Source organism: Thermoanaerobacter sp. CM-CNRG TB177, assembly GCF_018588165.1.
Lineage (GTDB): Bacteria > Bacillota > Thermoanaerobacteria > Thermoanaerobacterales > Thermoanaerobacteraceae > Thermoanaerobacter > Thermoanaerobacter thermocopriae.
In genome coordinates this window covers 29,956-56,751 of the sequence record NZ_JAFCAC010000046.1, presented here as the reverse complement: position 1 = coordinate 56,751, position 26,796 = coordinate 29,956, and the positions used below count along the sequence as shown (strand labels likewise).

Annotated in this window: 18 protein-coding genes and 2 riboswitches; all 18 genes read left to right on the top strand. The window is 36.6% G+C overall.

The features are described 5' to 3' along the window. Positions 1 to 334: 334 nt before the first annotated feature. The 18 genes from I4N53_RS04325 (at position 335) to hydG (ending at position 26,444) form a co-directional block, all read left to right on the top strand. Positions 335 to 5,014, top strand: a complete 4,680-nt coding sequence (locus I4N53_RS04325; RefSeq protein WP_028992696.1) for a glycoside hydrolase family 66 protein — start codon at positions 335 to 337, stop codon at positions 5,012 to 5,014. A 501-nt stretch (positions 5,015 to 5,515) separates the two neighbouring features. Next, positions 5,516 to 5,617, top strand: a riboswitch (purine riboswitch). Positions 5,618 to 5,752: 135 nt separating this feature from the next. After that, positions 5,753 to 7,207 carry an IMP dehydrogenase gene (guaB, locus tag I4N53_RS04320; RefSeq protein WP_012994687.1) on the top strand — a complete coding sequence of 485 codons (1,455 nt, stop codon included), beginning with the start codon at positions 5,753 to 5,755 and terminating at the stop codon, positions 7,205 to 7,207. A 14-nt stretch (positions 7,208 to 7,221) separates the two neighbouring features. Continuing rightward, positions 7,222 to 8,760 (top strand): glutamine-hydrolyzing GMP synthase, encoded by a 1,539-nt coding sequence (gene guaA / locus I4N53_RS04315; RefSeq protein ID WP_214495685.1) that lies wholly within the window; start codon positions 7,222 to 7,224, stop codon positions 8,758 to 8,760. 85 nt (positions 8,761 to 8,845) lie between these two features. Continuing rightward, a riboswitch (purine riboswitch) is annotated at positions 8,846 to 8,947 on the top strand. 191 nt (positions 8,948 to 9,138) lie between these two features. Further along, the gene (locus I4N53_RS04310) at positions 9,139 to 10,521 is read left to right on the top strand and encodes an NCS2 family permease (RefSeq protein WP_013149946.1); all 1,383 of its coding nucleotides are present in this window, start codon (positions 9,139 to 9,141) and stop codon (positions 10,519 to 10,521) included. Between the two features lie 60 nt (positions 10,522 to 10,581). After that, positions 10,582 to 11,043 carry a 5-(carboxyamino)imidazole ribonucleotide mutase gene (gene purE, locus I4N53_RS04305; protein WP_028991731.1) on the top strand — a complete coding sequence of 154 codons (462 nt, stop codon included), beginning with the start codon at positions 10,582 to 10,584 and terminating at the stop codon, positions 11,041 to 11,043. A gap of 19 nt (positions 11,044 to 11,062) precedes the next feature. Then, positions 11,063 to 11,770 carry a phosphoribosylaminoimidazolesuccinocarboxamide synthase gene (gene purC / locus I4N53_RS04300; RefSeq protein WP_214495684.1) on the top strand — a complete coding sequence of 236 codons (708 nt, stop codon included), beginning with the start codon at positions 11,063 to 11,065 and terminating at the stop codon, positions 11,768 to 11,770. Position 11,771: 1 nt separating this feature from the next. Then, positions 11,772 to 12,020, top strand: a complete 249-nt coding sequence (gene purS, locus I4N53_RS04295) for a phosphoribosylformylglycinamidine synthase subunit PurS (protein ID WP_029688734.1) — start codon at positions 11,772 to 11,774, stop codon at positions 12,018 to 12,020. Positions 12,021 to 12,022: 2 nt separating this feature from the next. Beyond that, positions 12,023 to 12,697, top strand: a complete 675-nt coding sequence (gene purQ, locus I4N53_RS04290; protein ID WP_019907422.1) for a phosphoribosylformylglycinamidine synthase subunit PurQ — start codon at positions 12,023 to 12,025, stop codon at positions 12,695 to 12,697. Between the two features lie 2 nt (positions 12,698 to 12,699). After that, complete coding sequence (gene purL / locus I4N53_RS04285) at positions 12,700 to 14,901, top strand: phosphoribosylformylglycinamidine synthase subunit PurL (RefSeq protein ID WP_214495683.1); 2,202 nt, start codon at positions 12,700 to 12,702, stop codon at positions 14,899 to 14,901. Then, on the top strand, positions 14,880 to 16,277 hold the full coding sequence (purF, locus tag I4N53_RS04280; RefSeq protein ID WP_012994694.1) for an amidophosphoribosyltransferase: 1,398 nt from the start codon (positions 14,880 to 14,882) through the stop codon (positions 16,275 to 16,277). The genes purL and purF overlap by 22 nt, the downstream gene beginning before the upstream one ends. Positions 16,278 to 16,294: 17 nt before the next feature. After that, positions 16,295 to 17,305: a phosphoribosylformylglycinamidine cyclo-ligase gene (purM, locus tag I4N53_RS04275; protein ID WP_013149951.1), complete on the top strand. Its 1,011-nt coding sequence runs from the start codon at positions 16,295 to 16,297 to the stop codon at positions 17,303 to 17,305. Beyond that, positions 17,302 to 17,910, top strand: a complete 609-nt coding sequence (gene purN / locus I4N53_RS04270; protein ID WP_028991734.1) for a phosphoribosylglycinamide formyltransferase — start codon at positions 17,302 to 17,304, stop codon at positions 17,908 to 17,910. Before purM ends, purN begins: the two co-directional genes overlap by 4 nt. A 76-nt stretch (positions 17,911 to 17,986) precedes the next feature. Continuing rightward, the gene (gene purH / locus I4N53_RS04265; protein WP_214495682.1) at positions 17,987 to 19,513 is read left to right on the top strand and encodes a bifunctional phosphoribosylaminoimidazolecarboxamide formyltransferase/IMP cyclohydrolase; all 1,527 of its coding nucleotides are present in this window, start codon (positions 17,987 to 17,989) and stop codon (positions 19,511 to 19,513) included. A gap of 12 nt (positions 19,514 to 19,525) precedes the next feature. Then, positions 19,526 to 20,785, top strand: a complete 1,260-nt coding sequence (gene purD / locus I4N53_RS04260) for a phosphoribosylamine--glycine ligase (protein ID WP_214495681.1) — start codon at positions 19,526 to 19,528, stop codon at positions 20,783 to 20,785. Positions 20,786 to 21,027: 242 nt separating this feature from the next. After that, positions 21,028 to 21,822: a glutamate racemase gene (murI, locus tag I4N53_RS04255; RefSeq protein ID WP_009051712.1), complete on the top strand. Its 795-nt coding sequence runs from the start codon at positions 21,028 to 21,030 to the stop codon at positions 21,820 to 21,822. A 19-nt stretch (positions 21,823 to 21,841) separates the two neighbouring features. Continuing rightward, the gene (locus I4N53_RS04250; protein WP_214495680.1) at positions 21,842 to 23,014 is read left to right on the top strand and encodes a M20 family metallopeptidase; all 1,173 of its coding nucleotides are present in this window, start codon (positions 21,842 to 21,844) and stop codon (positions 23,012 to 23,014) included. Positions 23,015 to 23,414: 400 nt separating this feature from the next. After that, a complete protein-coding gene (spoVB, locus tag I4N53_RS04245; RefSeq protein WP_003866799.1) occupies positions 23,415 to 24,971 on the top strand; it encodes a stage V sporulation protein B in 1,557 nt (518 codons plus the stop codon). Positions 24,972 to 25,043: 72 nt separating this feature from the next. Next, entirely contained in the window at positions 25,044 to 26,444 is a 1,401-nt protein-coding gene (gene hydG / locus I4N53_RS04240) for a [FeFe] hydrogenase H-cluster radical SAM maturase HydG (RefSeq protein ID WP_003866798.1), read from the top strand. Positions 26,445 to 26,796: the final 352 nt, after the last annotated feature.

Here is a 26,796-nt window from a genome sequence, read left to right as displayed (position 1 = left end):
CTAACGATATAAACTTGGCGAGTTATGGTATAAAAAATGAAAGAAATTATGCGAGGTAGATATATGTATTGTCAATAAAGAGTATATATATTACATCTTTCAGTTTCATAATAAAAAACTTGAAACATTAAGTGAGAGCCAATAGAGTCTGAGGAAAGTATTAGATATTATCTATCTAAAAACGACAATTGGTTATTATTGGGTTTCATAGGGTTAAAAATTCGCCAAAAACAGGGGAATTCTTTTGAAAATATATAGCAAAACCACTAATTTTATGATGACTTTGAAGTTATTCTCCGAAAACCAAAAATAAAATGAGGAGGTGTTTTTGATTATGTTGTCTCTTTATAGAAGAAAACTCTTTATAACAATTTTAATAGTAATTTTCGTGTTGTCTAACTTTTTCACATTATTTACTTATCCTATCTCACCAGGAGTTTCTGTTGCTTATGCCGCTTCAACAGGTAATTTGATTCAACGGGTTTATACAGATAAAGCTCGATATAATCCAGGGGATCTTGTTACCATTAGTGCTGATTTAATTAATAAAACTGGTTCGACATGGTCCGGCACTTTAACTCTTCAGATTAATAAACTAGAAAGCCAAATTTACACTGCAAGTCAGTCAGTTACTCTTGCCAATGGGGATTCAACTACAATCACATTTACATGGACTGCTCCACCTACCGACTTTGTTGGTTATTATGCCGGAATTGCGGCAGGAAGTACAGATTTCAATGGAACAGGTATCGATGTAAGTTCCTCTCCGCTTCGGTTTCCTCGCTATGGTTTTATCTCAAACTTTCCTGTTTCACAGACTGCCCAGCAATCCACAGATATAGTTAAACAGATGGTGGAAGACTATCATCTTAATATTTTTCAATTTTACGACTGGATGTGGCGGCATGAGAAGCTAATTAAGCGAACCAATGGAGTTATAGATTCTACTTGGGTGGATCTTTTTGATCGCACACTTTCTTGGCAAACTATACAAAACAATGTTGCAGCAGTTCATTCCTTTAATGCTTATGCCATGGCTTACGCTATGAGTTATGCAGCTCGTGAAGGATATGAACAAATGTGGGGAATCAGCCCTAGCTGGGGTATCTTTCAAGATACGGCACATCAAAGCCAGTTTAACGTGGATTTTCATAATGGCAAGTTTCTGTGGCTTTTTAATCCAGCAAATGTGAATTGGCAGAGTTGGATCATTAGTGAATACAAAGATGCTATCAATACGGCAGGTTTTGATGGCATACAGATCGATCAAATGGGGCAGCGAGACAATGTTTACGATTATACTAGCTTTTCCGTTACTTTGCCTAGTACATTCGCTCAGTTTCTTCAACAAGTTAAGTCAGAATTAGAATCTAATAATGCAAAAAAAAATGTTGTTACTTTTAATATTGTTGATGGTACAGTGAACGGTTGGGGGGCGGGAGAAATTGCTCGTTATGGTGCCAGCGACTTTGACTTCAGCGAGATTTGGTGGAAAGCTAACACATATAATGATCTCCGAAATTACATCGAATGGCTCAGGCAAAACAATGGTGGCAAGCCTGTTGTACTTGCAGCTTATATGAATTACAACGAGGAATACGGTCCAATATATGAAGCTGAATCCGCTATTCTATCAGGCGTTAGTGTCAATACAAACCATTCTGGTTATACGGGCACTGGCTTTGTCGATGGGTTTGAAACGGTGGGTGATTCTATCACGTGGACAATTGACTTCCCTGAGACTGGTGATTATTCGTTTGTTTTTCGTTATGCAAATGCCACTGGTGCTACTGCTACTCGTAATGTTTATGTAGATGGACGATTTCTGGGACAAGTCTCATTTGCTAATCAGGTGGATTGGGATACTTGGGCGACGGACGCGTGGATTCAAATAGAGGGACTTACTGCTGGTACTCATAGTGTGACATTAAAGTATGACAGTGACAATATAGGCGCTATAAACGTCGATCATTTAACTCTTGGAGAGTTTGAGGAACATTCAGTTCGATTGGCAGATGCAATGATGTTTGCTAGCGGTGCTACACACATTGAGCTTGGTGATACTAATCAGATGTTAGCGCATGAATATTATCCGAACCGTTCCAAGTCAATGCGTAATTCTCTCAAGGCAGCGATGAGAGACTACTATAGTTTTGCTACTGCTTATGAAAATTTACTCTTTGATCCTGATATAGTTCCAGCTGACCAAGGCAACCAATGGATTGCACTGACAACCGGACAACCTTTAAGCGGCAACGGAACTTCTGGTACTATTTGGCAAATGATTAAACGCAAGTCTGATTATGATATCATACATTTGATTAATCTAATGGGCAATGATGATCAGTGGCGTAACCCAGCTGTTCAGCCTACTTTCCAAAGCAACATTGGAGTTAAATACTATCCAGGACCTAATGCCGCTGTCAGTGGCGTATATCTTGCCAGTCCGGATCTCGATCACGGTATGACCATTCCACTCACTTATACGACGGGTAATGATAGCCGAGGTAACTATATCCAGTTTGTTGTGCCAAGCTTAAAGTACTGGGATATGATTTATGTAAAGCGTACGATAACCACACCGCCAGATGGACAGTATGAAGCAGAATATGCTATTAAAAGTGGCACTAACATCAATACCGATCATACAGGATATACTGGCAGCGGTTTTGTAGACAACTTTGATGCTAGTGATAAAGGTGTATCGTTTATTATAAATGTTCCAACTAGTGATACCTACACGCTTCGATTCCGATATGGAAACGGCGGTACTACTATTGCCACGCGAACTTTATTTATTGATGGTCAGTATGCAGGTACTCTCCAATTCCGAAATCTTTATAACTGGGATGTGTGGGATACAGTGGAAACCACTGTGTGGCTTTCAGCGGGTGTTCATCAAGTGGTACTTTGGTACAGTTCCGAAAATGATGGTGCTATTAATCTTGATAACCTGATTGTTCTACAACAAACTACTCCAACAAGAACTTCGGCTCGCTCCTTTTGGATGAATAACTGGTCCAACTTGATAGGTATTCACATGGCTAGCAAATTAAGCCCGACTGATAATGGAAATTATGGCCCTCGCCTGGCTGAACTTCATTTCAGAGGCGATTGGCCTACTAATCAAATCGTAGATGCAACTGCTTTTTTCCGAGATGAAACGGATCTTACTCCCATAAAGTATACCAATGCTCATAGCTTTGATTCTGAAGCATGGTTTGAAAACGACGGGACTCTTACCGTGAGATATCTGACCTATAATGGCTCAGCCTTGCCAGTACAGATTACCAAACAATACGCCATGGTGCCTAACCAAAATTTTCTTGTGATCAAATATACTTTTTTAAACCAGACAAGTAGCGCACGTACTTTAAACTTTCTAGAACAAGTTCATTTGAACAACAGGACTAGTAGCGATCCGAATCCAGGGTGGCAACATGGCTGGTGGGACGTGAGTCGAAATGCACTTGGTACTGACATGAGCCAGACTGGTCAGTTCTATATTGAATTGGGTGCTTTTCAGACTATGGATAGTTATCAGGTGGGTAATGACGCCGATTCCAATCCTAACAGTCAGACGTCATCACCGTGGTATCAGTTCGACGCCAACGGTGTTCTAAATAGGTGCGGTGATCTTTGGTCACAGAATCTTAGCATGGGTTTTCAGAAACTTATTACCGTGCCTGCTGGAGGTAGTGTAACATTGGCTTTTTATTATGCTATCGGTTCAACTCAGGAGGAAGCGGAAGCAGCAGCAGATTTAGCTCGATCTCAGACAGCTGACTACTGGTTTACCCAAACTGCTGCCGAGTATAATAATTGGCTTAACAGCGGCCAGCGGGTTAATACGTCTGATATTGGTATCAATACTGCCTTTGATCGGAGCCTCATCATAAACAAACAGGCACAACATCCGGAGTTTGGTTCCTGGCCCGCGGCTACAAATCCCTCTTATCAGTACAAGGTGTGGGTTCGTGACTCAGCTGTAACAGCTATGGGAATGGATGCTGCTAATCATCTTTCTGAGGCGGAAAAGTATTGGAACTGGATGGCCTCTGTTCAAAATACAGATGGGACATGGCATACAAATTATAATGTATGGAAGGCAAATGAATGGATCTCGTTTGTGGAGCCTGAACACGATGCCATTGGACTTTTTCTCATCGGGGTTTATCAACATTACAGTTTACTCAAATCCCGCGATTCCTCGGCAGCGACGACTTTTCTGAATAACATTTGGACGCAGATAACCCGCGCTGGTGATTTCATCTACAAAAACATTGGCGCTTCTGGGTTTGGTCCGGCTGATGCTTCTATCTGGGAGGAGCAGGTCGAGTATAATATTTTTACTCAAGTTACTTATGCCGCAGGATTGAATGCTGGACGGTTGTTAGCCCAAGAAAAAGGTGATATTACTCGTTCAAATAACTATTTGTCGGGTGCTCAAACCATCAAGGATGCGATTCTACGATCGTTTTTGTCTTCACCACGAGGTCTCTGGAATAAATCTAATCGCTATTTTAATCGGGCGATCAATACAGACGGTACAGCGCGAACGACGGTTGATGCTTCATCGGACTTGATTTGGGTTTTTGGTCTCCTTTCACCGACTGATACTAGGATTCGAGATCACCGCATTAAGGTACTATCACGGCTGACCCATGATAGGTACGGCATTGCTCGATATGAAAACGATGAGTTCTATTATTCTAGTCCATATAGCCCCGGTGGACAGTATGAGGCTGGCGCAGCCGAACCAGTTTGGCCACAAATGACTATGTACGCGTCTATGATTGAGCATTGGAGGGGTGATGATGCCACTGCACTGGCTCGGCTTAAGTGGTATGTCAGCCGAACTGCTCGCGGCTATGTCACACCCGGTGAAGCTGTGGACTGGACCAATGGTCAACCGCTTATCAGTACGGCAGTTGAACCAGTAACGGGCTCCTGGTTTCAGATGGCGGTCCTTACTTACTTAAACCGGTTTGATCTACGATTACCTGATTTTTAAAATCTAAAAATGTAACTTTTGGAGCTTAAAATATGTTTCTGGTTTTTGAAGCACACAGTGTTAAGAGTAGATAAAATACTGCTAGATTGTATAAGCAAAATTTTCGTAGGTAAATAACATAAAACGAAAAAATTGTGCAAAAGTGAGTAATATAAAAGGCTTCTCTTCCTCATAATGTATCAAGTAGGTGCTAGACACGAGGAGGAGAAGCCATATATTTAGTTCAACACAAAATGAGCCACATAAAAAAGATTAAAACCATAGTGTAAAATTATCGTAAGATTTTTTGAGTGAAAAAACAAGAGACAACCCCTGTGATAAAATAGATTATGGAAAACAAAACAACACAGAAAGGGGTGTCTCTTGTGAAAAAAATAACTTTGAGGATATTATACTACAAAATGCTCTAAATTTCACTAAGGGAGTAGTAGAAATTTTGTATTGTTGACATAGCAAAGTAAATTTGTTATATTGAATAATAAACTATTCATCTAACAAGTTAATAGTTTTATTAAAGAAACTCATATAATCCCGTGAATATGGCACGGGAGTTTCTACAAAGCAGCCGTAAACTGCTTTACTATGGGTGGAATTTGTTGTTGCCTTTTTGGCCTGAGGAAAATTCTACCCTCGGGCTTTTATTTATAAACGACCACGGTAATTTTGTAAATTTTATGACGTTCAAAAAAATTTTGCTAATGATATGTTATAATAAAATTAAAAAGGGAGATGTAAAATATGGAGGAAAAGTTTGTTAAAGAGGGTTTAACTTTTGACGATGTTCTTTTAATTCCTGCTAAATCTGATGTTCTTCCTAAAGATGTGGATTTAAAAACAAAGCTTACTAAAAAAATTACTTTAAACATTCCTTTGATGAGTGCTGGAATGGACACTGTTACAGAATCCAAACTTGCAATTGCTATAGCAAGAGAAGGTGGCATAGGTGTAATTCACAAAAACATGTCTATAGAAAGACAAGCTTTAGAGGTTGACAAGGTCAAAAGGTCAGAACATGGTGTCATAACGGACCCTTTCTCGCTTACTCCTGACCATACTATTAAGGACGCAGCTGAACTTATGGCGAGGTATAAAATTTCAGGAGTACCTATCACTGTTGATTCAAAACTTGTAGGAATAATTACTAATCGCGATATAAGATTTGAAGATGATTTGAATAAACCAATAAAAGAAGTTATGACAAAAGACAATTTGGTTACTGCTCCTCCTGGAACTACTCTAGAGGAAGCAAGGCAGATACTAAAAAAACACAAAATAGAAAAATTACCTTTAGTAGATGAAAACAACGTCTTAAAAGGGCTTATTACTATAAAAGATATAGAAAAAGCGGTTGAATTTCCGAATGCGGCAAAAGATAGTAAAGGAAGGCTTCTGGTGGCGGCTGCTGTCGGTGTTGGAAAAGACATGATGGATAGAGTCAAAGCATTAGTAGAAGCAGGTGTAGACGCTATCGTGATAGATACAGCTCACGGCCATTCTAAAGGGGTTTTAGATGCTGTCTCTAAAATAAAAGAAAAATATCCAGACCTGCAGTTGATAGCAGGAAATGTGGCTACTGCTGAAGCCACGAGGGATTTGATAGAGAGAGGGGCAGATTGCGTAAAAGTTGGCATTGGACCAGGGTCAATCTGTACTACGAGAGTGATCGCTGGAGTAGGAGTTCCCCAAATTACTGCTATTTATGATTGTGCTCAAGAAGCGGACAAGTATGGAATACCTATAATTGCAGATGGGGGAATTAAGTATTCAGGTGATATTGTAAAAGCCATTGCGGCGGGAGCTTCTGTAGTTATGCTGGGAAGCCTTTTTGCAGGGACAGAAGAAAGTCCCGGCGAAATAGAGATATATCAAGGAAGAAGCTATAAGGTCTACAGAGGCATGGGGTCTTTAGGAGCAATGAAGGAAGGAAGCTCAGATAGATATTTCCAAGAAGATGTAACAAAATTTGTACCAGAAGGGGTAGAAGGAAGGGTACCTTATAAGGGACCTTTAAAAGATACAGTGTATCAATTAGTTGGTGGTTTAAGAGCAGGGATGGGATATTGTGGTGTTCGCAATATTGAAGAACTTAGGACAAAAACAAAGTTTGTAAAAATAACACAGGCAGGATTAACTGAAAGTCATCCTCATGATATAATTATTACAAAGGAAGCTCCTAATTATAATTTGAGATAAAGAGGAGGATTTTAATGGGGATTAAACGGGAAGTAGTGTTAGTTTTAGATTTTGGAGGCCAATACACACAATTAATAGCGAGGAGAATAAGAGAAGCAAATGTCTTTTGCGAGATTGTTCCTTACAATATTTCTCCAGAGGAAGTACGAAAAAAAGAGCCAAAGGGAATTGTTCTTTCTGGAGGACCTGCTAGTGTATATGCAAAAAATGCTCCTAAATGCGATAAGCGGATTTTCGAATTAGGATATCCTGTGCTAGGTATATGTTATGGTGCACAACTTATGACAGAGCTTTTAGGTGGAAAAGTTGCTCCAGCACCTGTGAAGGAATATGGCAAGACAGAAATTGTTTTAAACAATACTATCCCTTTGTTTAAAGGCATAGAAAGAGACACTATTGTTTGGATGAGTCATACTGATCACATAGAACTTCCCCCTCCAGATTTTAAGGTGGTACCTTCTACTGACAATTGCCCAATTGCAGCTATTGCGAATGTAGAAAAGAAATTGTACGCAGTTCAATTCCATCCTGAAGTTTCACATACCCATAGAGGAACAGAGATCATAAGAAATTTCTTATTTGAAGTATGTGATTGTGCGGCAGATTGGACAATGGATTCTTTGATTGAGCAGACAGTAAAAGAAATAAAAGCAAAAGTAGGTAAACACAAAGCTGTATGCGCTCTGTCTGGTGGTGTAGATTCTTCGGTTGCTGCTGTTTTAGTAGACAGAGCCATTCACGACCAATTGGTGTGCATTTTTGTTGATACTGGGCTTTTAAGGAAAAATGAAGGAGATATGGTTATCGAAACTTTTAGAAAGAATTATGACATGAACATAATCCGGGTAGATGCAAAGGATAGATTTTTGTCACGGCTTAAAGGAGTTACGGATCCAGAAGAAAAGAGAAAAATTATTGGTAATGTTTTTATAGAAGTTTTTAAAGAAGAAGCTTTAAAAATAGGAGACGTTAAGTTTTTGGTGCAAGGGACTTTGTATCCTGATGTAATAGAAAGTGGCAATGGTGTATCTTCCACTATTAAAAGCCATCACAATGTGGGAGGTTTGCCTGAAGATATAGGCTTTGAACTTATTGAACCTTTGAAAATGCTTTTTAAAGATGAAGTGAGGCAAGTAGGAAAAGAATTAGGAATTCCTGAGGAAATATTATATAGGCAGCCATTCCCCGGCCCAGGCCTTGCAGTCAGGATCCTGGGAGAAGTTACAGAAGAAAAGTTAGAAATTTTAAGGCAAGCTGACAGCATAGTTCTAAGAGAGATGAAAAAATTTGGCTGGTATAATAAAGTGTGGCAATCTTTTGCAGTTTTGCCTGGCGTAAAAAGTGTTGGAGTTATGGGAGATGAAAGAACTTACGCTTATGCCATAATTTTGAGGGTAGTAGATAGCTACGATGGAATGACAGCGGATTGGACAAAGCTTCCTTATGAAATTTTGGAAAGCATATCAACAAGCATTACTAATGAAGTCCCAGGAGTAAACAGAGTGCTTTACGATATTACTTCAAAGCCTCCAGCAACCATAGAGTGGGAATAAAAATCCGAACATTATTTTAATTTTTTATTAAAAAATTCGCAAATGAGGTTGACTAATATTAAAAAAGTTGATAAGATAAAAAGAGGACAACTGAATAAATTTCACTCATATAATCTCGAGAATATGGCTCGAGAGTCTCTACCGAACAACCGTAAATTGTTCGACTATGAGTGAAAGTGTACCTAGGGTTCCAGCCTATTTGTAGGTGTTCGGACCGAGCGGTACAGGTATATTTTTATATACCACACCTTAGGGACAAAAGCCCGGGAGGATAGGTTTCACTCGTATCTTAACTTAATGGGAAATCTATTCTTGCCGGGTTTATTTGTTTTAAATTGTCCCACAAGTTGCAAAATAATATAGAAGAGGAGGATTATAATGGAAAAGGTGAGTAAAATGAGAAACAAAAATTCTTTAGAGAATCTAGCGAATAGGATATGGAGGCTAGAAAACTATAGTACTAATGTAAAAACAGAAATATTAGCTGGGATTACCACATTTATAACAATGGCTTATATTATGTTTGTAAACCCCATTATACTAAAAGAAGCAGGGATGGATGCAGGAGCGGTATTTGTAGCAACTTGTCTTTCAGCAGCTATTGGCACTTTTATGATGGCTTTGTATGCCAATTACCCTTTTGCACAAGCTCCAGGAATGGGACTTAACGCTTTCTTTACTTATACAGTCGTTTTGACAATGGGTTATACTTGGCAAGAGGCTTTAGCTGCAGTTTTTTTCTCAGGAATTATATTTATTTTGATTACTTTGACTGGAATACGTGAAATGATTGTCGATGCTATTCCTTTGTCTTTAAAATATGCAGTAAGTGCGGGTATAGGATTATTTATAGCTTTTATTGGACTTAAAAATTCTGGAATAATTGTACCAAATCAAGCAACATACATTGGATTTGGTGATTTAACTAATCCTGGGACACTTCTTGCTATTGCGGGACTTTTTATAACGGGGATATTGATGTCAAGAAACGTAAAAGGTTCAATACTTCTTGGCATATTGATAACTACAGTATTGGGACTTTTTACTGGAATAGTGAAATTACCCTCTGATTTTAGCATAATTAAAATGCCACCAAGTCTTGCACCTACATTTTTCAAACTCGATATAAAAGGGCTTTTGGGAATTGGTGAGAATATCGGCTTTATTTCTTTAGTTACAAGTGTGCTATATGTAGTGTTGTCTTTTGCTTTTGTAGATTTATTTGATACCATAGGGACCTTTATAGGAACAGGATCAAAAGCAGGAATGTTAGATGAAAATGGTAAAATGCCTAATATGAAAAAAGGACTAATGGCGGATGCTATTGCTACCACGATAGGGTCACTTTTGGGAACTTCTACTGTGACTACTTACGTTGAGAGTGCTGCAGGTATTGCAGAAGGTGGTAGAACGGGACTTACTGCTTTTGTGACAGGCATTTTGTTCTTGGTAGCACTATTTTTCTCACCAATAGCTTTGCTTGTTCCTACAGAGGCAACTGCTCCTGCTCTTATTATTGTTGGCGTTTTGATGATGGGCTCTATTAAAAAGATAAGTTTTGAAGATTTTACAGAGGCTATGCCAGCTTTTCTTACTATAATTGCTATGCCTTTCACTTTTAGCATTGCTAATGGTATTGCTGCAGGTCTTGTTGCATACCCTATCGTAAAAATTGCTTCAGGAAAGGCAAAAGAAATTCACCCAATAGTTTATGTTCTTGCAATTTTATTCATATTGAGATTTATAACTTTGTCAGAGTAAAAATAAGACCCCAATTAGTAACTTACTAATTGGGGTCTTAAAAGAAAAGGAGGTATAAAAATGCCAAAGGTGGCTATAGTTGTTGGAAGTAAATCTGATTTGCCTGTAGTTGAAAGATGCACAAAAATTCTTGAAGAATTTGAAATTTCCTATGATGTTAAAGTGTTGTCTGCCCATAGGACTCCCTTTGAGACACAAGAGTTTGCTGCAAATGCGGATAAATATTATGATATAATCATTGCAGGTGCAGGAAAGGCTGCTCATCTGCCTGGAGTTATTGCTTCTTATACACTCTTGCCCGTTATTGGTCTTCCCATAAAGTCTTCTACTTTAGATGGTCTTGACTCCCTTTTATCAATAGTTCAAATGCCTAAAGGTATTCCTGTTGCAACTGTGGCTATAGATGGAGCAGAAAATGCAGCACTTTTAGCTTGTCATATTCTCTCTTTGAAGTATACTTATTTGAAGGAAGCCTTAGCTGATTATAGGGAAAAAATGGCTGAAGAAGTGTTAAATAATTAAGAGATTGGAGGAGATAAATATGGAAAAAAGAGAATTACTTTATGAAGGAAAAGCCAAAAAAGTCTATAAGACAGAGGAAGAAAACTTTTATATCATCGAATATAAAGATGATGCAACTGCTTTTAATGGCTTAAAGAAGGGCACAATTGCCGAAAAAGGAGTAGTAAATAACAAAGTTTCTGCAATTTTATTTACATTATTAGAAAAAAATAATATACCCACCCATTATGTGAAAAGACTTAGTGATAGGGAAATGTTGGTTAAAAAGGTTGAAATTTTTCCTTTGGAAGTTATCGTGAGAAATTATGCAGCGGGAAGTATTTGTAAAAGATTAGGCCTTGAAGAAGGACTAAAGTTTAAAACGCCTGTATTAGAATTCTCCTATAAAAATGATGAATTGAAAGACCCAATGATTAATGAATATCACATACAAGCTCTCGAATTAGCCACCAAAGAAGAGATCGAAATTATGACAGGAATGACGTTTAAAGTCAACGAAATTTTGTCAGAATATTTTTTATCTAAAGACATTATTTTGGTAGATTTTAAATTAGAATTTGGGAAAAGTAGTGAAGGAATATTATTAGCTGATGAAATTTCTCCTGATACTTGCAGATTTTGGGACAAAAACACTATGGAAAAACTTGATAAAGATAGATTTAGAAAAGATTTGGGCAAAGTAGAAGAAGCATATTTAGAAATTTTAAAAAGACTTGGAGGTATGTAAAGTGCTAATTGCAAAAGTCTATATAACTTTAAAAAAAGGAATACTTGACCCACAAGGAAAAGCAGTAAAGGGAGCTTTGTACTCATTAGGATACGAAGAAGTAAAAGAGGTACGGGTTGGGAAATATATAGAATTAACTTTTGAGGATGGCGATTTATCCCTCCTAAAGGACAAAGTAGATGAGATGTGTAAAAAGATACTGACAAATCCGATTATTGAAGATTACACCTTTGAGATTGTGGAGGGATAAAGATGAAATTTGCTGTTATAGTTTTTCCAGGGTCCAATTGCGATGTGGACTGCTATTATGCTGTTAAAGATGGGCTTGGTGAAGAAGTAGAATATGTGTGGCATCAAGAAAAAAATTTGAGTAAGTACGATGTTATAATGTTACCAGGAGGATTTTCTTATGGTGATTATTTGAGGGCAGGAGCTATTGCTAGGTTTTCGCCTGTCATGGAGGCTGTCAGGGAAGAAGCAGAAAAAGGAAAATTTATTATAGGCATATGCAACGGATTTCAGATACTTACAGAAGCAGGGCTTTTGCCGGGAGCTTTGAGAAAAAATGAAGGTCTGAAATTTATTTGCAATACTGTCAGCATAATAGTTGAAAATGACAAAACTCCTTTTACTACAAGGCTTAAAAAAGGGCAGGAGATTTTACTTCCAATTGCTCATGGAGAAGGCAATTATTATGTAGATGACAAAACTTTAAAAGAACTAAAAGAAAACAATCAAATTGTTTTTAGGTACAAAGAAAATATCAACGGCTCTGTTGAGAGAATAGCCGGAGTTATAAATAAAAAAGGAAATGTTTTAGGAATGATGCCTCATCCAGAGAGAGCTTATGCCCCCTTGCTGGGTAATACTGACGGGCTTTATATCTTAGGGTCAATAGTGGATAATTTTGTAAAAGGCGGGGTTTAAGGATGGATAAAATATGGAGAGAATTAGGACTTACTGATGAGGAGTATGAGAAGATTATTTCGATATTAGGAAGAGAGCCTAATATAACTGAATTAGGTATGTATAGTGTTATGTGGTCTGAACATTGTGCCTATAAAAACTCTAAACCTCTTTTAAAATATTTACCTACAAAAGGCGAAAGAGTAATACAAGGACCGGGAGAAAATGCAGGAATATTGGATATTGGAGATAATTTGGCAGTTGTCATGAAGATAGAAAGCCATAATCACCCTTCTGCGATTGAACCCTATCAAGGAGCAGCCACAGGTGTCGGGGGAATAATAAGAGATATATTTACAATGGGAGCAAGGCCAATTGCTCTTTTGGATTCTTTGAGATTTGGAATTCCTGAGGATAAAAGGACTAAATATCTCATCGAAAACGTGGTAGCCGGTATAGGGGATTATGGAAATTGCATAGGAATTCCTACAGTAGGTGGAGATACCTATTTTGAAGAAAGTTACAAAGGAAATCCTTTAGTAAATGCGATGTGTGTAGGAATTGTAGAAAAAGACAAAATAAAAAAAGGGATAGCAAAAGGCATAGGTAACCCTGTTATGATAGTAGGTGCTACTACGGGGAGAGACGGTATCGGAGGTGCAAGCTTTGCTTCTCAGGAGTTAAGCGAGGAATCGGAAGAAAAAAGACCTTCTGTTCAGGTTGGCGACCCTTTTATGGAAAAACTGCTTCTAGAGGCATGTCTAGAACTTTTTGAAACAGATGCCGTAGTTGCTATACAAGATATGGGAGCGGCAGGTCTTACCTCTTCTTCTTGCGAGATGGCTTCCCGCGGTGGAGTTGGAATGGAAATTGACCTTGATAAAGTGCCTTTGAGAGAAGAGGGAATGACCCCTTATGAAATAATGCTTTCTGAATCTCAAGAGAGAATGTTGGTTGTAGTAGAGAAAGGCAAGGAAGAAGATGTACAAAAGGTATTTAAAAAATGGGGACTGAATGCCGCCACAATAGGGAAAATCACTGATGATGGAATGATAAGAGTGATTAAAGAGGGAAAAATAGTTGCGGAAGTTCCAGCCAAGTCTTTAACAGAAGGTGCTCCACAATATGTGAGAGAAGAAGAAGTGCCTAAATGGCAAGAAGATGTCAATAAGTTGGATATAAATGAGGTAAAACCTCCAGAGGATATGAATAAAGCTCTAAAAGATGTAATTTCTTCTTTAAATATTGCAAGTAAAGAATGGATATACAGTCAATATGATTATATGGTGAGGACAGACACAGTAATAACTCCAGGTATGGATGCAGCTGTTGTGAGGATAAAAGGTACAAAGAAAGCTGTTGCATTGACAACGGACTGCAATGGTAGATATTGTTATTTAGATCCCTATATAGGTTCTCAAGTTGCTGTAGCAGAGGCAGCTCGAAATCTTTGTATGGTTGGTGCTAAGCCTATAGGGGTTACGGATTGTTTGAATTTTGGCAATCCGGAAAAGAAAGAAATATATTGGCAGTTAAAAAATTCTATATTTGGAATAGCTAAAGCCTGTGAAACACTTCAAATCCCTGTGGTAAGCGGAAATGTCAGTCTTTACAATGAAAATGAGGGAGAGGCCATTTATCCTACTCCTGTAATAGGAATGGCAGGACTTATAGAGGATGTATCAAAAATTTGTACAATGGACTTTAAAAAAGAAAGCGATGTAATTATAATTTTAGGTAAGAATAAAGGAGAGCTTGGAGGAAGTGAGTATCTTAAAGTTTGCTTTGGAATGGTAAAAGGGCAACCACCTCGAATAGACTTGGAAGAGGAAAAAAGATTGCAAGAATTGGTGTTAAAACTTATTGATGAAGGCTTAATTAAGTCTTCTCATGACATATCAGAGGGCGGTTTTGCGGCTGCCTTGGTTGAAAGTGCAATTGCAGGCAAAAAAGGTGCAAAAATTTCGCTACAAACTTCTCTGAGAGCAGATATAGAGTTGTTCTCTGAATCTCAATCAAGAGCATTAATTACTGCAAGTCCTGAAAAGGTAGATGAAGTGTTAAAAATAGCTTATGAATACCAAGTTCCAGCGCAAAAAGTAGGAGTTGTAGAGGGTAAAGATATAGTAATTGATGTAAATGGTAAAAGAATAATAGACCTTCCTTTGGAGGCCTTAGAGGAAAGCTGGAGAGGGAGAATAAAATGGGAAATGGAGAGAAATTAAAAGAGGAATGTGGTGTTTTTGGTGCCTTTAGTTTATCCACTTCAGTTACTTCTTATATCTATTATGGCTTACAAGCCTTGCAGCACAGAGGGCAGGAAAGTTCGGGCATAGCTATTTATGATGGCGAAAAAATAAATTGTATTAAGGGGTTGGGACTTGTCAGTGAGGTCTTTAATAAGGAAAATTTAAAGACATTAGAGGGAAAAATGGGGATAGGCCATGTAAGGTATTCTACTACGGGCAGCAATGACATTATAAATGCTCAACCCCTCGTTGCTAATTTTAAAAATGAATATATGGCTCTTGCCCATAATGGCAATTTGATAAACGCAAAAGAGTTAAGGGGTCAATTGGAGGATGACGGTAGAATATTTCAAACTACAACAGATAGCGAAATAATTCTTCATTTAATTGCGAAGAATTTCCAAAAGGGCTTAATAGAAGCCCTCAAGGAAACAATAAAACAAATAAAAGGTTCATATGCTTTGGTGATTTTAGCAGCCAATAAATTAATAGGGATAAGAGATGTAAACAGTATAAGGCCTCTTTGTATAGGTAAAAAAGATGACACTTATTTCTTATCTTCTGAGTCTTGTGCCTTTGACGTAATAGGAGCAGAGTTGATACGAGATGTAGAAGCAGGAGAAATAGTTATAATTGATGGAAAAGGAATAGAGTCTGTTAAGTTAGAAGGAGAAGAAAAAAAGAAGCCTTGTGTTTTTGAATACATCTATTTTGCTAGACCTGACAGTGTCATAGATAGAAAAAGTGTTTATTTTACACGATTGGAGATGGGGAAAAGATTAGCTGAAGAAGCACCTGTAGATGCAGACTTAGTAGTACCAGTTCCAGATTCAGGTGTTGCTGCTGCAAGAGGTTATTCTCTCAAAACAGGTATACCAATGGGGGAAGGACTTATAAAAAATAAATACGTTGGCAGAACTTTTATTGCTCCCGACCAAAGGGATAGAGAGACAGGAGTGAGAATAAAGTTAAATGTTTTAAAAGAATTGATACAAGGCAAAAGGATAGTTTTAATAGATGATTCAATTGTTAGAGGCACAACTATGAAAAGATTAGTGAGTCTACTAAAAAATGGAGGGGCAAAAGAAGTTCATGTGAGGATAAGTTCACCTCCTGTTAAATATTCCTGCTACTTTGGAATTGATACCCCGACAAAAAAAGAACTGATAGCGGCGAGGATGTCAGTTGATAAGATATGCAAAGTAATAGGGGCTGACAGCTTACAGTTTTTAAGCATTGAAGGGCTTATAAAAAGTGTAGGACTTAAATTTATTTGCACAGGTTGCTTTGATGGCGACTATCCTATGTATGTTCCAAAAGAAGGAAACAAGTATCTTTTTGAGAAAACATAAAAAGTAGGTGTATAATTATGAATTATAAAGATGCTGGGGTAAATATAGATGAAGGCAATAAACTGGTGGAGATGATAAAGCCAATAGCTAAGCAAACCTTAAATGAATATGTTTTAGAAGGGATAGGAGGTTTTGCTGGTCTTATTGAGATAAAAAATTATAAAAATCCTGTACTTATATCCAGCACTGATGGAGTTGGGACAAAACTTAAAATAGCCTTTATGATGGACAAACACGATACTGTAGGGATAGACCTTGTAGCTATGTGTGTAAATGACATTATTGTAACTGGGGCTAAGCCTTTGTTTTTTCTTGATTATTTTGCTACAGGAAAGTTAAAAAGTGAGACTGCAGTAGAAGTAATCAAAGGAATAGCAGAAGGTTGTAAAATAGCCGGGTGTGCTCTGATAGGAGGAGAGACAGCAGAACTTCCAGGCTTTTATAAAGAAGGAGAGTACGATTTAGCAGGCTTTTGTGTAGGAATTGCAGAAAAAGAAGAGCTGATTGATACAAAATTAATAAAAGAAGGAGATGCCATAATTGGGCTTGCCTCTTCTGGAATTCATAGCAATGGATATTCTTTAGTGAGAAAGATTTTCTTTGAGAAAAACAATTTTTCAGTAAAAGACTTTATACCAGAGCTTGGGATAAATTTAGGAGAGGCACTCCTTACTCCTACAAAAATATATGTCAAGTCAATAGAGGCTTTAAAAGGGTTAAAAATTAAAGGGATGGCTCATATTACCGGTGGAGGTTTTATTGATAATATTCCAAGAATACTAAGAAAAAGTATAGCTGCAAAAATAAACAAAGGAAGTTGGGAAATTCCAGCTATTTTTAATTTAATTCAAAGATTGGGAGATATTGAAGAAAGAGAAATGTATCGCACTTTTAATATGGGGATTGGAATGATAGTTATAGTTGACCCGTCTGATGTAGATAAGGCTTTAGAAAAATTAAATGGCATAGGTGAAAAAGCTTATATAATAGGGGAGATAGTAGAAAGCGAAGGCGGTGTAATTTTATGAACCTTGTGGTGATGGCATCAGGTAACGGGACTGATTTGCAGTCAATAATTGATGCCATTGAAGAAGGATATATAAATGCTAGGATAATTGCTGTCATTAGTGATAAAAAAGGAGCTTATGCTCTTGAAAGGGCAAAAAAACACGGAATTGCTACTTACTGCCTCCCCAAAAAAGAATTAAAAGAAAATTTTCAGGAAGAGTTATTAAAACTTCTTGAAAAATTGAGTCCTGATGGAATAATTCTTGCAGGTTTTTTGACAATTCTCAGTGGAGAAATTGTAGAAAGATTTGAAAACAAGATAATAAATATACATCCCTCACTTATTCCTGCCTTTTGTGGCAAAGGATTTTATGGAATGAAGGTACATCAGGCGGTTTATGAATACGGAGTAAAATACACCGGCTGTACAGTGCACTTTGTTGACCAGGGAGCAGATACTGGCCCAATTATTCTTCAAGAAGTCGTGAAAATCGATGAAGAGGATACGCCAGAGACTATTGCAAAAAAAGTGCTGGAAGTAGAACACAAGGTTTTACCTTATGCAGTTAAGCTTTTTACGGAGGGGAGATTAAAAGTCGAAGGAAGGAAAGTAAGGATATTATAGGGGCTGTGAAAAATCTTGATACAGATATATCATAAACTCGAACGGATCATAAAAATAGAAAAAAGGAGGCAATCTTATGGCCAAAAAAGCGTTAATAAGTGTTTCAAAAAAAGAAGGAATAGTTGAATTTGCTAAAAAGCTAAATGAATTAGGATATGAAGTCATATCAACAGGTGGGACTTATAACCTTCTTAAAGAAAATGGAGTAAATGTAATAAAAGTGTCAGACATAACAGGTTTCCCTGAAATTATGGACGGGAGAGTAAAAACGCTTCACCCTAAAATTCATGGAGGACTTCTTGCAATAAGAGACAATGAAGAGCACATTAAAGCTTTAAAAGAACATGGCATTGAACCAATAGATATAGTTGTCATAAATTTATATCCTTTTAAAGAAACAATCCTCAAAGAAAATGTGACTTTAGAAGAAGCAATAGAAAATATAGACATTGGCGGCCCGTCAATGATAAGGGCTGCAGCTAAAAACTACAAATATGTGACTATTCTTGTAGATCCAAAGGATTATAATACAGTCATTGAAGAAATAAAACAATATGGCAATACAAAAGAAGAGACGAGATTTTATCTGGCAGCAAAAGCTTTTGGCCATACAGCCCTTTACGATTCTTTGATATACAATTATTTGATACAAAAAAATAACATAGAGTTTCCCGAAGTTATGGCCTTTGCCTATGAAAAAGCTCAAGACATGAGATATGGTGAAAATCCTCATCAAAAGGCGGCTTTTTACAAAAATCCCATAAAAGCCTATGGCATTGCAGAATGTGAGCAGCTGCACGGTAAAGAGCTCTCTTTTAACAATATAAACGATGCAAATGCCGCAATAGAACTTTTAAGAGAGTTTAAAGAGCCTGCAGCAGTTGCCGTAAAGCACACAAATCCTTGTGGAGTAGCTATTGCAGATAATATATACAATGCTTACTTAAAAGCTTATGAGAGTGACCCTGTTTCTATTTTTGGGGGAATTGTAGCATTAAATAGAACTGTAGATGTTAAAACAGCTGAAGAACTTATAAAAATATTCTTAGAAATAGTAATTGCTCCAGACTTTGAAGAAGAGGCCTTTGAGATTTTAAAGAAAAAGAAAAACTTAAGGATATTGAGGTTAAAAGAAGGATATGAAAAAGAATATGATTTAAAGAAAGTAGAAGGCGGACTTTTAGTACAAGAAAAAGATGAAATAGATTTAGATGAGAATAATCTGAAAGTAGTTACTAAAAAAGCACCTACGCAAAAAGAGATGGAAGATTTAAGGTTTGCCTGGAAGGTAGTAAAGCACGTAAAATCTAATGCGATTGTTTTAGCAAAAGATGGAGCTACAGTAGGTATTGGCGTGGGACAAGTCAACAGGATATGGCCGACAGAACAAGCAATCAAACAAGCAGGCGAAAAAGCAAAGGGAAGTGTCCTTGCATCAGATGCCTTTTTCCCATTTCCAGATGTTGTGGAGGTAGCTTCAAAGGCTGGTATAACTGCTATAATCCAGCCGGGTGGTTCAAAAAACGATGAACTATCAATTGAAGCTGCAGACAAAGGTGGCATATCAATGATATTTACTGGCATAAGGCACTTTAAACATTGAGGAGGATTTAGTATGAAGGTTTTAGCCATAGGGGGCGGAGGAAGAGAACATGCAATTGTTCACAAACTTTCACAAAGTTCTAAAGTAGATAAAATCTACTGTGCTCCCGGAAATGCTGGCATAGGTCTTTTGGCAGAATGTGTTGACATAAAAGTTGGTGATATTGAAAGGCTTAAAGAATTTGCTATAAAAAATAACATTGATTTAACAGTTGTAGGGCCAGAGATGCCACTGGTTCAAGGTATTGTGGATGAATTTGAAAAAGCAAGGCTTAAAATCTTTGGGCCTAATAAAAGTGCTGCGGCTATTGAGGGGAGCAAATATTTTACTAAACAGCTTCTTTCTAAATACAATATTCCTACTGGAAGGTTTAAAGCTTTTGATAAGTATCAGGAGGTTCTGAAGTTTTTAAAAGAGGCATGGTATCCTGTTGTGATGAAAGCAGATGGACTGGCACAGGGTAAAGGAGTGTTTATTGTAAAAGATTTTATAGAGGCAAAAGAAGTTCTTGATTTAATGATGAAAAAAAGGATTTTTGGTGCATCAGGAGATATCGTAATAATAGAAGAGATGCTTTTTGGAAAAGAAGCGTCAGTATTCGCATTTACAGATGGAGAAAATATTTTACCTATGGTTTCTGCTATGGATTACAAAAAGGTCTATGAAGGAGACAAAGGTCCTAACACTGGAGGTATGGGAAGCATTGCACCAAATCCTTATCTTGAAAAAGAAACTTTAAAAGAAGTAATGGAAAGTATTTTAAAACCAATGGTAAAGGCACTTCAAAAAGAAGGCATTGTATATAAAGGAGTGTTGTACGCAGGTTTAATGCTTACAAAAGAAGGACCTAAGGTTTTAGAATTTAATGCAAGATTTGGAGACCCTGAAACACAAGTTGTACTGCCCCTTTTAAAAACAGACCTTATTAATATAATAGAAGCTACCATAGAAGGAAAACTTGATAAAATACAAATTGAATGGGAAGACAAAAAGGCTGTATGTGCCGTTGCGGTATCAAACGGTTACCCAGGGGAATATCAGACTGGTTTTGAGATAACAGGGTTAGAGAAAGTAAAAGAAGCCTTTGTATACCACGCAGGAACGGCATTAAAAGATGGTAAAATTGTCACATCAGGAGGAAGAGTGCTTGCTGTTACCACAATAGGGGATTCATATGAAGAAGCGAGAGAGAAAGTTTATAGAGAAATTGAAAAAATAAGCTTTGAAGGGATGTACTATAGAAAAGATATTGCTTTGGTAAGCCAGGTGTAAACCTGGCATTTTTAATTAGTGATAAATTATGGTATAATATCTTCTAACGTGTGTCTTATAATTTTTAAAATGAGGGGAGTATGTGTACAATCAAGACAAAACTTTGTCACTTCTTTGTGAAATGACTGGAAAAAAAGATTATTTTTCAATTTTGTACAGAAAATAAGTAATGAATTATGATATAAATAACTACCATGGTGTATATAATTAATTGACTTAAATTTTTATTAGGATGTGATGAAATGGACTTACGACCAATAGGCATTTTTGACTCCGGAGTGGGAGGACTTACAGTACTAAAAAGACTTGTTGAGGTTTTACCTGGAGAAGATTATATTTACTTTGGTGATACAAAAAGAGTTCCCTATGGCGATAGAAGTGAAGAAGAGATAAAAAAATTTGCAAAACAGATTTTAAATTTTATGAGAGAGCAAAAAGTAAAAGCTGTAGTAATAGCTTGTAATACTACTTGTGCAGTTATAAATAAAAGCGAATATGATGTAGTTCTTTTTGATGTTTTAAAAGCAGGGGCAGAGAGCGCTGCCCTATACACTATAAATAAAAAAATAGGTGTTATTGCAACTACAAGAACTGTTGAAAGCAAAAGCTATGAAAAGAATATAAAAATTATTGATAAAAATATTGAAGTTTACCAAAAGGCATGTCCTGAGTTTGTCCCACTTATTGAAAAAGGGCTATATAATTCGCCAATAGCCTATGAAACTGCTAGCAAGTGTTTAAAAGAATTGAAAGAAAAAGATATAGATACTCTTGTTTTAGGTTGTACCCATTATCCTTTAATGGCTTCAGTTATAGAAGAGATAATGGGAGAAAATGTAAAAATAGTAGACCCTGCAATTAAATTAGCCTATGATGTGAAAGATTATTTATTAAAGAAAGATTTATTAAATCCTCAAATCAGGGGTAAGGCAGAATTTTTTGTAAGTGGAGATAAAGATAATTTTATCAAAACGGCAGAAATGCTATTAGGCGAGAAAATTGAGAATGTTTTGCATGTAGACATAGAAAAATATTAAAAAACAGGTGGGATTTAGGATGGATATTCTCAAAGAGGCTGAAAAAGTAGAAAAAGAAGTAATAGAATTAAGGCGAAAAATACACATGTACCCTGAATTAGGTTTTGAAGAAACAAAAACTTCTGAAATTGTTTATGATTATTTAAAAAATTTAGGGATTGAAGTAAAGAGAATTGCTAAAACTGGCGTTGTGGGGACCCTTAAAGGCAATGGAAGCAAGACGATAGCTATAAGAGCAGATATGGACGCTCTTCCAATTCAAGAAGAAAATGATGTAGAATATGCATCGCAGATTCCAGGAAGAATGCATGCTTGTGGGCATGATGTTCATACAGCTATACTTCTTGGTACTGCTAAACTTTTGGCAAATATGAGAGATAAGTTAAAGGGAAATGTTAAGTTTATATTTCAACCAGCGGAAGAAACAACGGGGGGAGCTCTTCCGATGATTGAAGAAGGAGTTTTAGAAAATCCTAAAGTTGATGCTATAATAGGACTACATGTAGACCCAGAACTTCAAGTAGGGCAAATAGGGATAACCTATGGAAAAGCCTATGCTTCATCAGATATGTTTGACATAATTGTAAAAGGCAAAAGCAGTCATGGGGCTGAGCCTCATAAATCGGTGGATTCCATAGTGATTGCTGCTAATATTGTAAATATGCTCCAAACTGTTGTTAGCAGAAAAGCTAATCCATTAAGCCCTCTAGTGCTAACTATTGGGACTATTGAAGGAGGATATGCACGAAATATAATAGCGAACAAAGTGAGGATGTCTGGAATTATAAGAATGATGGAAGAAGAAAAAAGAGACGAGATAGTTGAGATGGTGGAGAAGATTTGCGATAACACAGCAAAAGCTATGGGAGGAGAAGTAGAATTTAAAAGAACGATAGGGTATCCTTGCCTTGTAAATCACAAAGGTATGACAGACCTCATAAAAGAAACTGCTTTTCCTTTGCTAGGGGAAGGCAATGTAATAGAAGTGGCACCAACAATGGGAGTAGAAGATTTCGCTTATTTCTTGCAAAAAGTCCCTGGCAGTTTTTATAAATTAGGGTGTGGCAATAAAGAAAAAGGAATAGATAAACCTATACATAACAACCAATTTAATATCGATGAGGAGTGTATTAAAATTGGCCTTGCTGTACACGTCTCTACAGTTTTAAAATATTTAAACTCAAATGGTTAAAAAATTTTTTGAAGGATTAAAAAATATTTGGAAAAAATGGCGGGGATTTATTTATAAATATTCTTTTAAAACTTACGAAAAAGGTTTACTGCAGTTTTATTTATTTGCAGTGATTAATAATTTTACAAAACTGCAGGAAAAATTTCATGTAAAAAAATATTTAAATCAAATCTTGACATTTTTCATCAAATGATGCATAATATTTGTCGGAAGAGAGGTAATGTGAGTTTATCACCTCTGCCAATAGGTGAGAGGAAGCCTTAGGAATGTGTAAATCTTAACCCCCTCAATTTTATGTACTTAAAAATTTCTCCCCCTAATCCCCCTTTACTGCCGGCATACTGCCGGTTTTTTTCATATATAAAAAGCACTGCGAATAAACTATTGTGAGGTGTTGTTTATGCACAATAGGTCTTTTATTCGCGGTGCTTTTATATTAACTATTGCCAATATTATAGACAGAGGCATTGGATTTATCTTTAGAATAATTTTATCAAATATGTTAGGCCCGGAAGGTACGGGTATTTATCAATTAGTTCTTCCTATATATTTTGTTTCAATAACTTTTTTAACCTCTGGTACGATGGCTGTCACTTCTCGCTTTATTTCAGAAGAAAGAGCAAAAGGAAACAAAAAAAATATGTTTAAAATTTTAAAAATTACTTTTTTGATAGTATTGATAATTGCTTTTACTATTTCTTCGTTGCTATTTTTTAATACTAAGTACGTAGCTGAAAAGTTACTTCACGAACCAAGAGCACTTTTATCAATTCTCATTTTTGCACCGGTGCTTATCATTGTTGCTTCTTCATCAGTGTTTAAGGGATTTTTTCAAGGAGTTATAAATATGATACCTGCTTCAGTTTCAGAAATTGTTGAACAAATAGTACGGGTATCAACAACTTTATATTTAATACAGCTTTTTACAGGAGCTAAACTTGAATATTTAGTAGCGATAGCTATATTTGGCATATCTGTAGGTGAAATTGTCAGTTTTCTTATGTACATACTTTTTTACAAAAGGGAAGTAAAAATTATAAACAAAGAAATGCCTTATGATGGAAAGGAATGGGATACTTTTTCTATAGTAAAAACGATAGTGGTTACTTCCATACCTATAACTTTTTCAAAATTAATTGTAAATGTGTTGGATTTAGCGGAATCTTTAATAATTCCTTCAAGACTTGTTGTCTCAGGTCTCACTCACAGTGAAGCGATGTCTGAATTTGGCAAAATGTTAGGTATGGCAGTGCCTCTTGCATACATGCCAGCAGTTATAACTTCAAGTCTTTCCACTACTGTACTTCCTGCAGTTTCTGAAGCAGCTGCTCTAAAAAAGTGGGATACAGTAAGACTTAGGATTAACCAAGCAATTGGCTATACTACTTTAGTAGCTTTTCCTGCTATAATTTTATTTTTAGCTCTTCCTGAGCAAATTTCTCAGCTTTTGTATCCTTCTTCCCCAGGAGTAGGGGCTTTTGTGAGAGTGATTTCCATGGGAAGTATTTTCGCCTTTCTAGAAGCAGTAGTAGCGAGTATTCTCCATGGATTAGGAAAACAAACTGTAGTTTTAAAGAATTCCATAATATGGCTAGGAGTCTGTATTATAGGTATGTATTACTTAACCGCTATGCCACAACTTAGACTTTTTGGATATATATACAGCTTTATATTTGCCGATGCTCTTATTTTAATGCTAAATATGTTTGAGCTCATAAAAATGACAGGATTAAGAATAGACTATTTAAATTGGTTTATAAAACCGATAACAGCATCAACAATTATGGGAATAATTGTTATAATTATCCACAGTAAATTGTTGACAATTAATGTTAATATGTGGATAAATATTTTTTTATCAATTTTTACGGGAATTCTTGCCTATTTACTGCTTTGCTCTGCGCTGAAACTACCTTATATTGAGGATTTAAGAAAAATAATTTTGTTGAAAAATTAACAATAATAGTATATAATAAAAATAAAACTAAGCCCAAGGGGATTTTCCTGAGGGTAAGGGAGGAGATAAAATATGATAAAAGAAAAAGCAGATTTTATTGATGATGAAAAGATAAGACAGGATTTAGAAAAGGCTAAAAAAGCGACAATTAAATATGCATTAGAAATTATAGAGAAAGCTAAAAAGCTAAAAGGCATTACTCCTGAAGAAGCGGCGGTACTTTTAAATGTAGAAGATGAGGATTTGCTTAATGAGATGTTTAAAGTAGCAAGGTATATAAAAGAAGAAATATATGGAAATAGAATTGTGATATTTGCCCCCCTTTATGTAAGTAACTACTGTGTAAACAACTGTAGATATTGTGGTTACAGACATTCTAATGAGCAGGAAAGAAAAAAGCTTACAATGGAAGAAGTGAGAAGAGAAGTTGAGATTTTGGAAGAGATGGGACATAAGAGATTAGCAGTTGAAGCTGGAGAAGACCCTGTAAATTGCCCTATAGATTATATTATCGATGTAATAAAGACGATATACGATACAAAACTTAAAAACGGAAGCATAAGAAGGGTAAATGTCAATATAGCAGCGACTACTGTGGAAAATTACAAAAAACTTAAAGAAGTAGGAATAGGGACTTATATTTTATTCCAAGAAACTTACCATAGACCTACGTATGAATACATGCATCCACAAGGTCCAAAACACGATTACGACTACCATTTGACTGCTATGGATAGGGCTATGGAGGCAGGCATTGACGACGTAGGATTAGGGGTTTTGTATGGGCTTTATGATTACAAATACGAAACTGTTGCGATGCTTTATCATGCGAACCATTTAGAGGAGAAATTTGGAGTTGGGCCACATACTATTTCAGTACCGCGACTTAGACCAGCTCTTAACACTCCCATAGATAAATTCCCATATATTGTATCAGATAAAGACTTTAAAAAATTAGTAGCCGTCATAAGAATGGCAGTGCCCTATACAGGGATGATTTTGTCTACAAGAGAGAAGCCTAAATTTAGAGAAGAAGTAATAAGCATTGGCATTTCTCAGATTAGTGCAGGTTCTTGTACAGGAGTAGGTGGATATCATGAAGAGATATCCAAAAAAGGTGGTTCAAAGCCACAATTTGAGGTAGAAGACAAAAGAAGTCCTAATGAAATTTTGAGGACTTTGTGTGAACAAGGGTATCTCCCAAGTTATTGTACTGCCTGCTACAGAATGGGACGTACAGGAGACAGGTTTATGACCTTTGCGAAATCAGGGCAAATACACAACTTCTGTCTACCTAATGCGATACTAACCTTCAAAGAGTTTTTGATTGATTACGGGGATGAAAAAACTAAGGAAATTGGAGAAAAAGCTATAGCGGTAAATTTAGAGAAAATTCCATCAATAACTGTAAGGGAAGAGACAAAGAGAAGGCTTACAAGAATAGAAAATGGAGAAAGAGATCTTTTCTTTTAATATGCAAAATGCCAATAAAATAAAACTTATCAACAAACTTTCGTAAAGGAGATATTTTGCATAAGGAGCGACTTGTTACAAAGCGGTAACAAAACTTAGCAAGACCGAGGGTGGAGGCAGGGCCGAAGCCATGGATGGCGGAGGCGGGCACCTTAAGGCATGGATGCCGATTGTGCCCGGTACCCTGCCGGAACCTGAAGGTCGAGCTTTAGTTTTGTCGCTTTGAAACATCGGAGCGACGATGTAAAATATCTCCTTTGTATATTTTTACAATTAAAAATATGACACAATGCTAATGCCAGATGATTTACATCTTTTCCTTGTTAATTTAGCGATTAGGTGTATAATATAG

Excerpts from the sequence above, each read along its gene's own strand:
- I4N53_RS04325 (WP_028992696.1), top strand. The coding sequence starts at position 335 with ATGTTGTCTCTTTATAGAAGAAAACTCTTTATAACAATTTTAATAGTA.
- guaB (WP_012994687.1), top strand. The coding sequence starts at position 5,753 with ATGGAGGAAAAGTTTGTTAAAGAGGGTTTAACTTTTGACGATGTTCTT.
- guaA (WP_214495685.1), top strand. The coding sequence starts at position 7,222 with ATGGGGATTAAACGGGAAGTAGTGTTAGTTTTAGATTTTGGAGGCCAA.
- I4N53_RS04310 (WP_013149946.1), top strand. The coding sequence starts at position 9,139 with ATGGAAAAGGTGAGTAAAATGAGAAACAAAAATTCTTTAGAGAATCTA.
- purE (WP_028991731.1), top strand. The coding sequence starts at position 10,582 with ATGCCAAAGGTGGCTATAGTTGTTGGAAGTAAATCTGATTTGCCTGTA.
- purC (WP_214495684.1), top strand. The coding sequence starts at position 11,063 with ATGGAAAAAAGAGAATTACTTTATGAAGGAAAAGCCAAAAAAGTCTAT.
- purQ (WP_019907422.1), top strand. The coding sequence starts at position 12,023 with ATGAAATTTGCTGTTATAGTTTTTCCAGGGTCCAATTGCGATGTGGAC.
- purL (WP_214495683.1), top strand. The coding sequence starts at position 12,700 with ATGGATAAAATATGGAGAGAATTAGGACTTACTGATGAGGAGTATGAG.
- purF (WP_012994694.1), top strand. The coding sequence starts at position 14,880 with ATGGGAAATGGAGAGAAATTAAAAGAGGAATGTGGTGTTTTTGGTGCC.
- purM (WP_013149951.1), top strand. The coding sequence starts at position 16,295 with ATGAATTATAAAGATGCTGGGGTAAATATAGATGAAGGCAATAAACTG.
- purN (WP_028991734.1), top strand. The coding sequence starts at position 17,302 with ATGAACCTTGTGGTGATGGCATCAGGTAACGGGACTGATTTGCAGTCA.
- purH (WP_214495682.1), top strand. The coding sequence starts at position 17,987 with ATGGCCAAAAAAGCGTTAATAAGTGTTTCAAAAAAAGAAGGAATAGTT.
- purD (WP_214495681.1), top strand. The coding sequence starts at position 19,526 with ATGAAGGTTTTAGCCATAGGGGGCGGAGGAAGAGAACATGCAATTGTT.
- murI (WP_009051712.1), top strand. The coding sequence starts at position 21,028 with ATGGACTTACGACCAATAGGCATTTTTGACTCCGGAGTGGGAGGACTT.
- I4N53_RS04250 (WP_214495680.1), top strand. The coding sequence starts at position 21,842 with ATGGATATTCTCAAAGAGGCTGAAAAAGTAGAAAAAGAAGTAATAGAA.
- spoVB (WP_003866799.1), top strand. The coding sequence starts at position 23,415 with ATGCACAATAGGTCTTTTATTCGCGGTGCTTTTATATTAACTATTGCC.
- hydG (WP_003866798.1), top strand. The coding sequence starts at position 25,044 with ATGATAAAAGAAAAAGCAGATTTTATTGATGATGAAAAGATAAGACAG.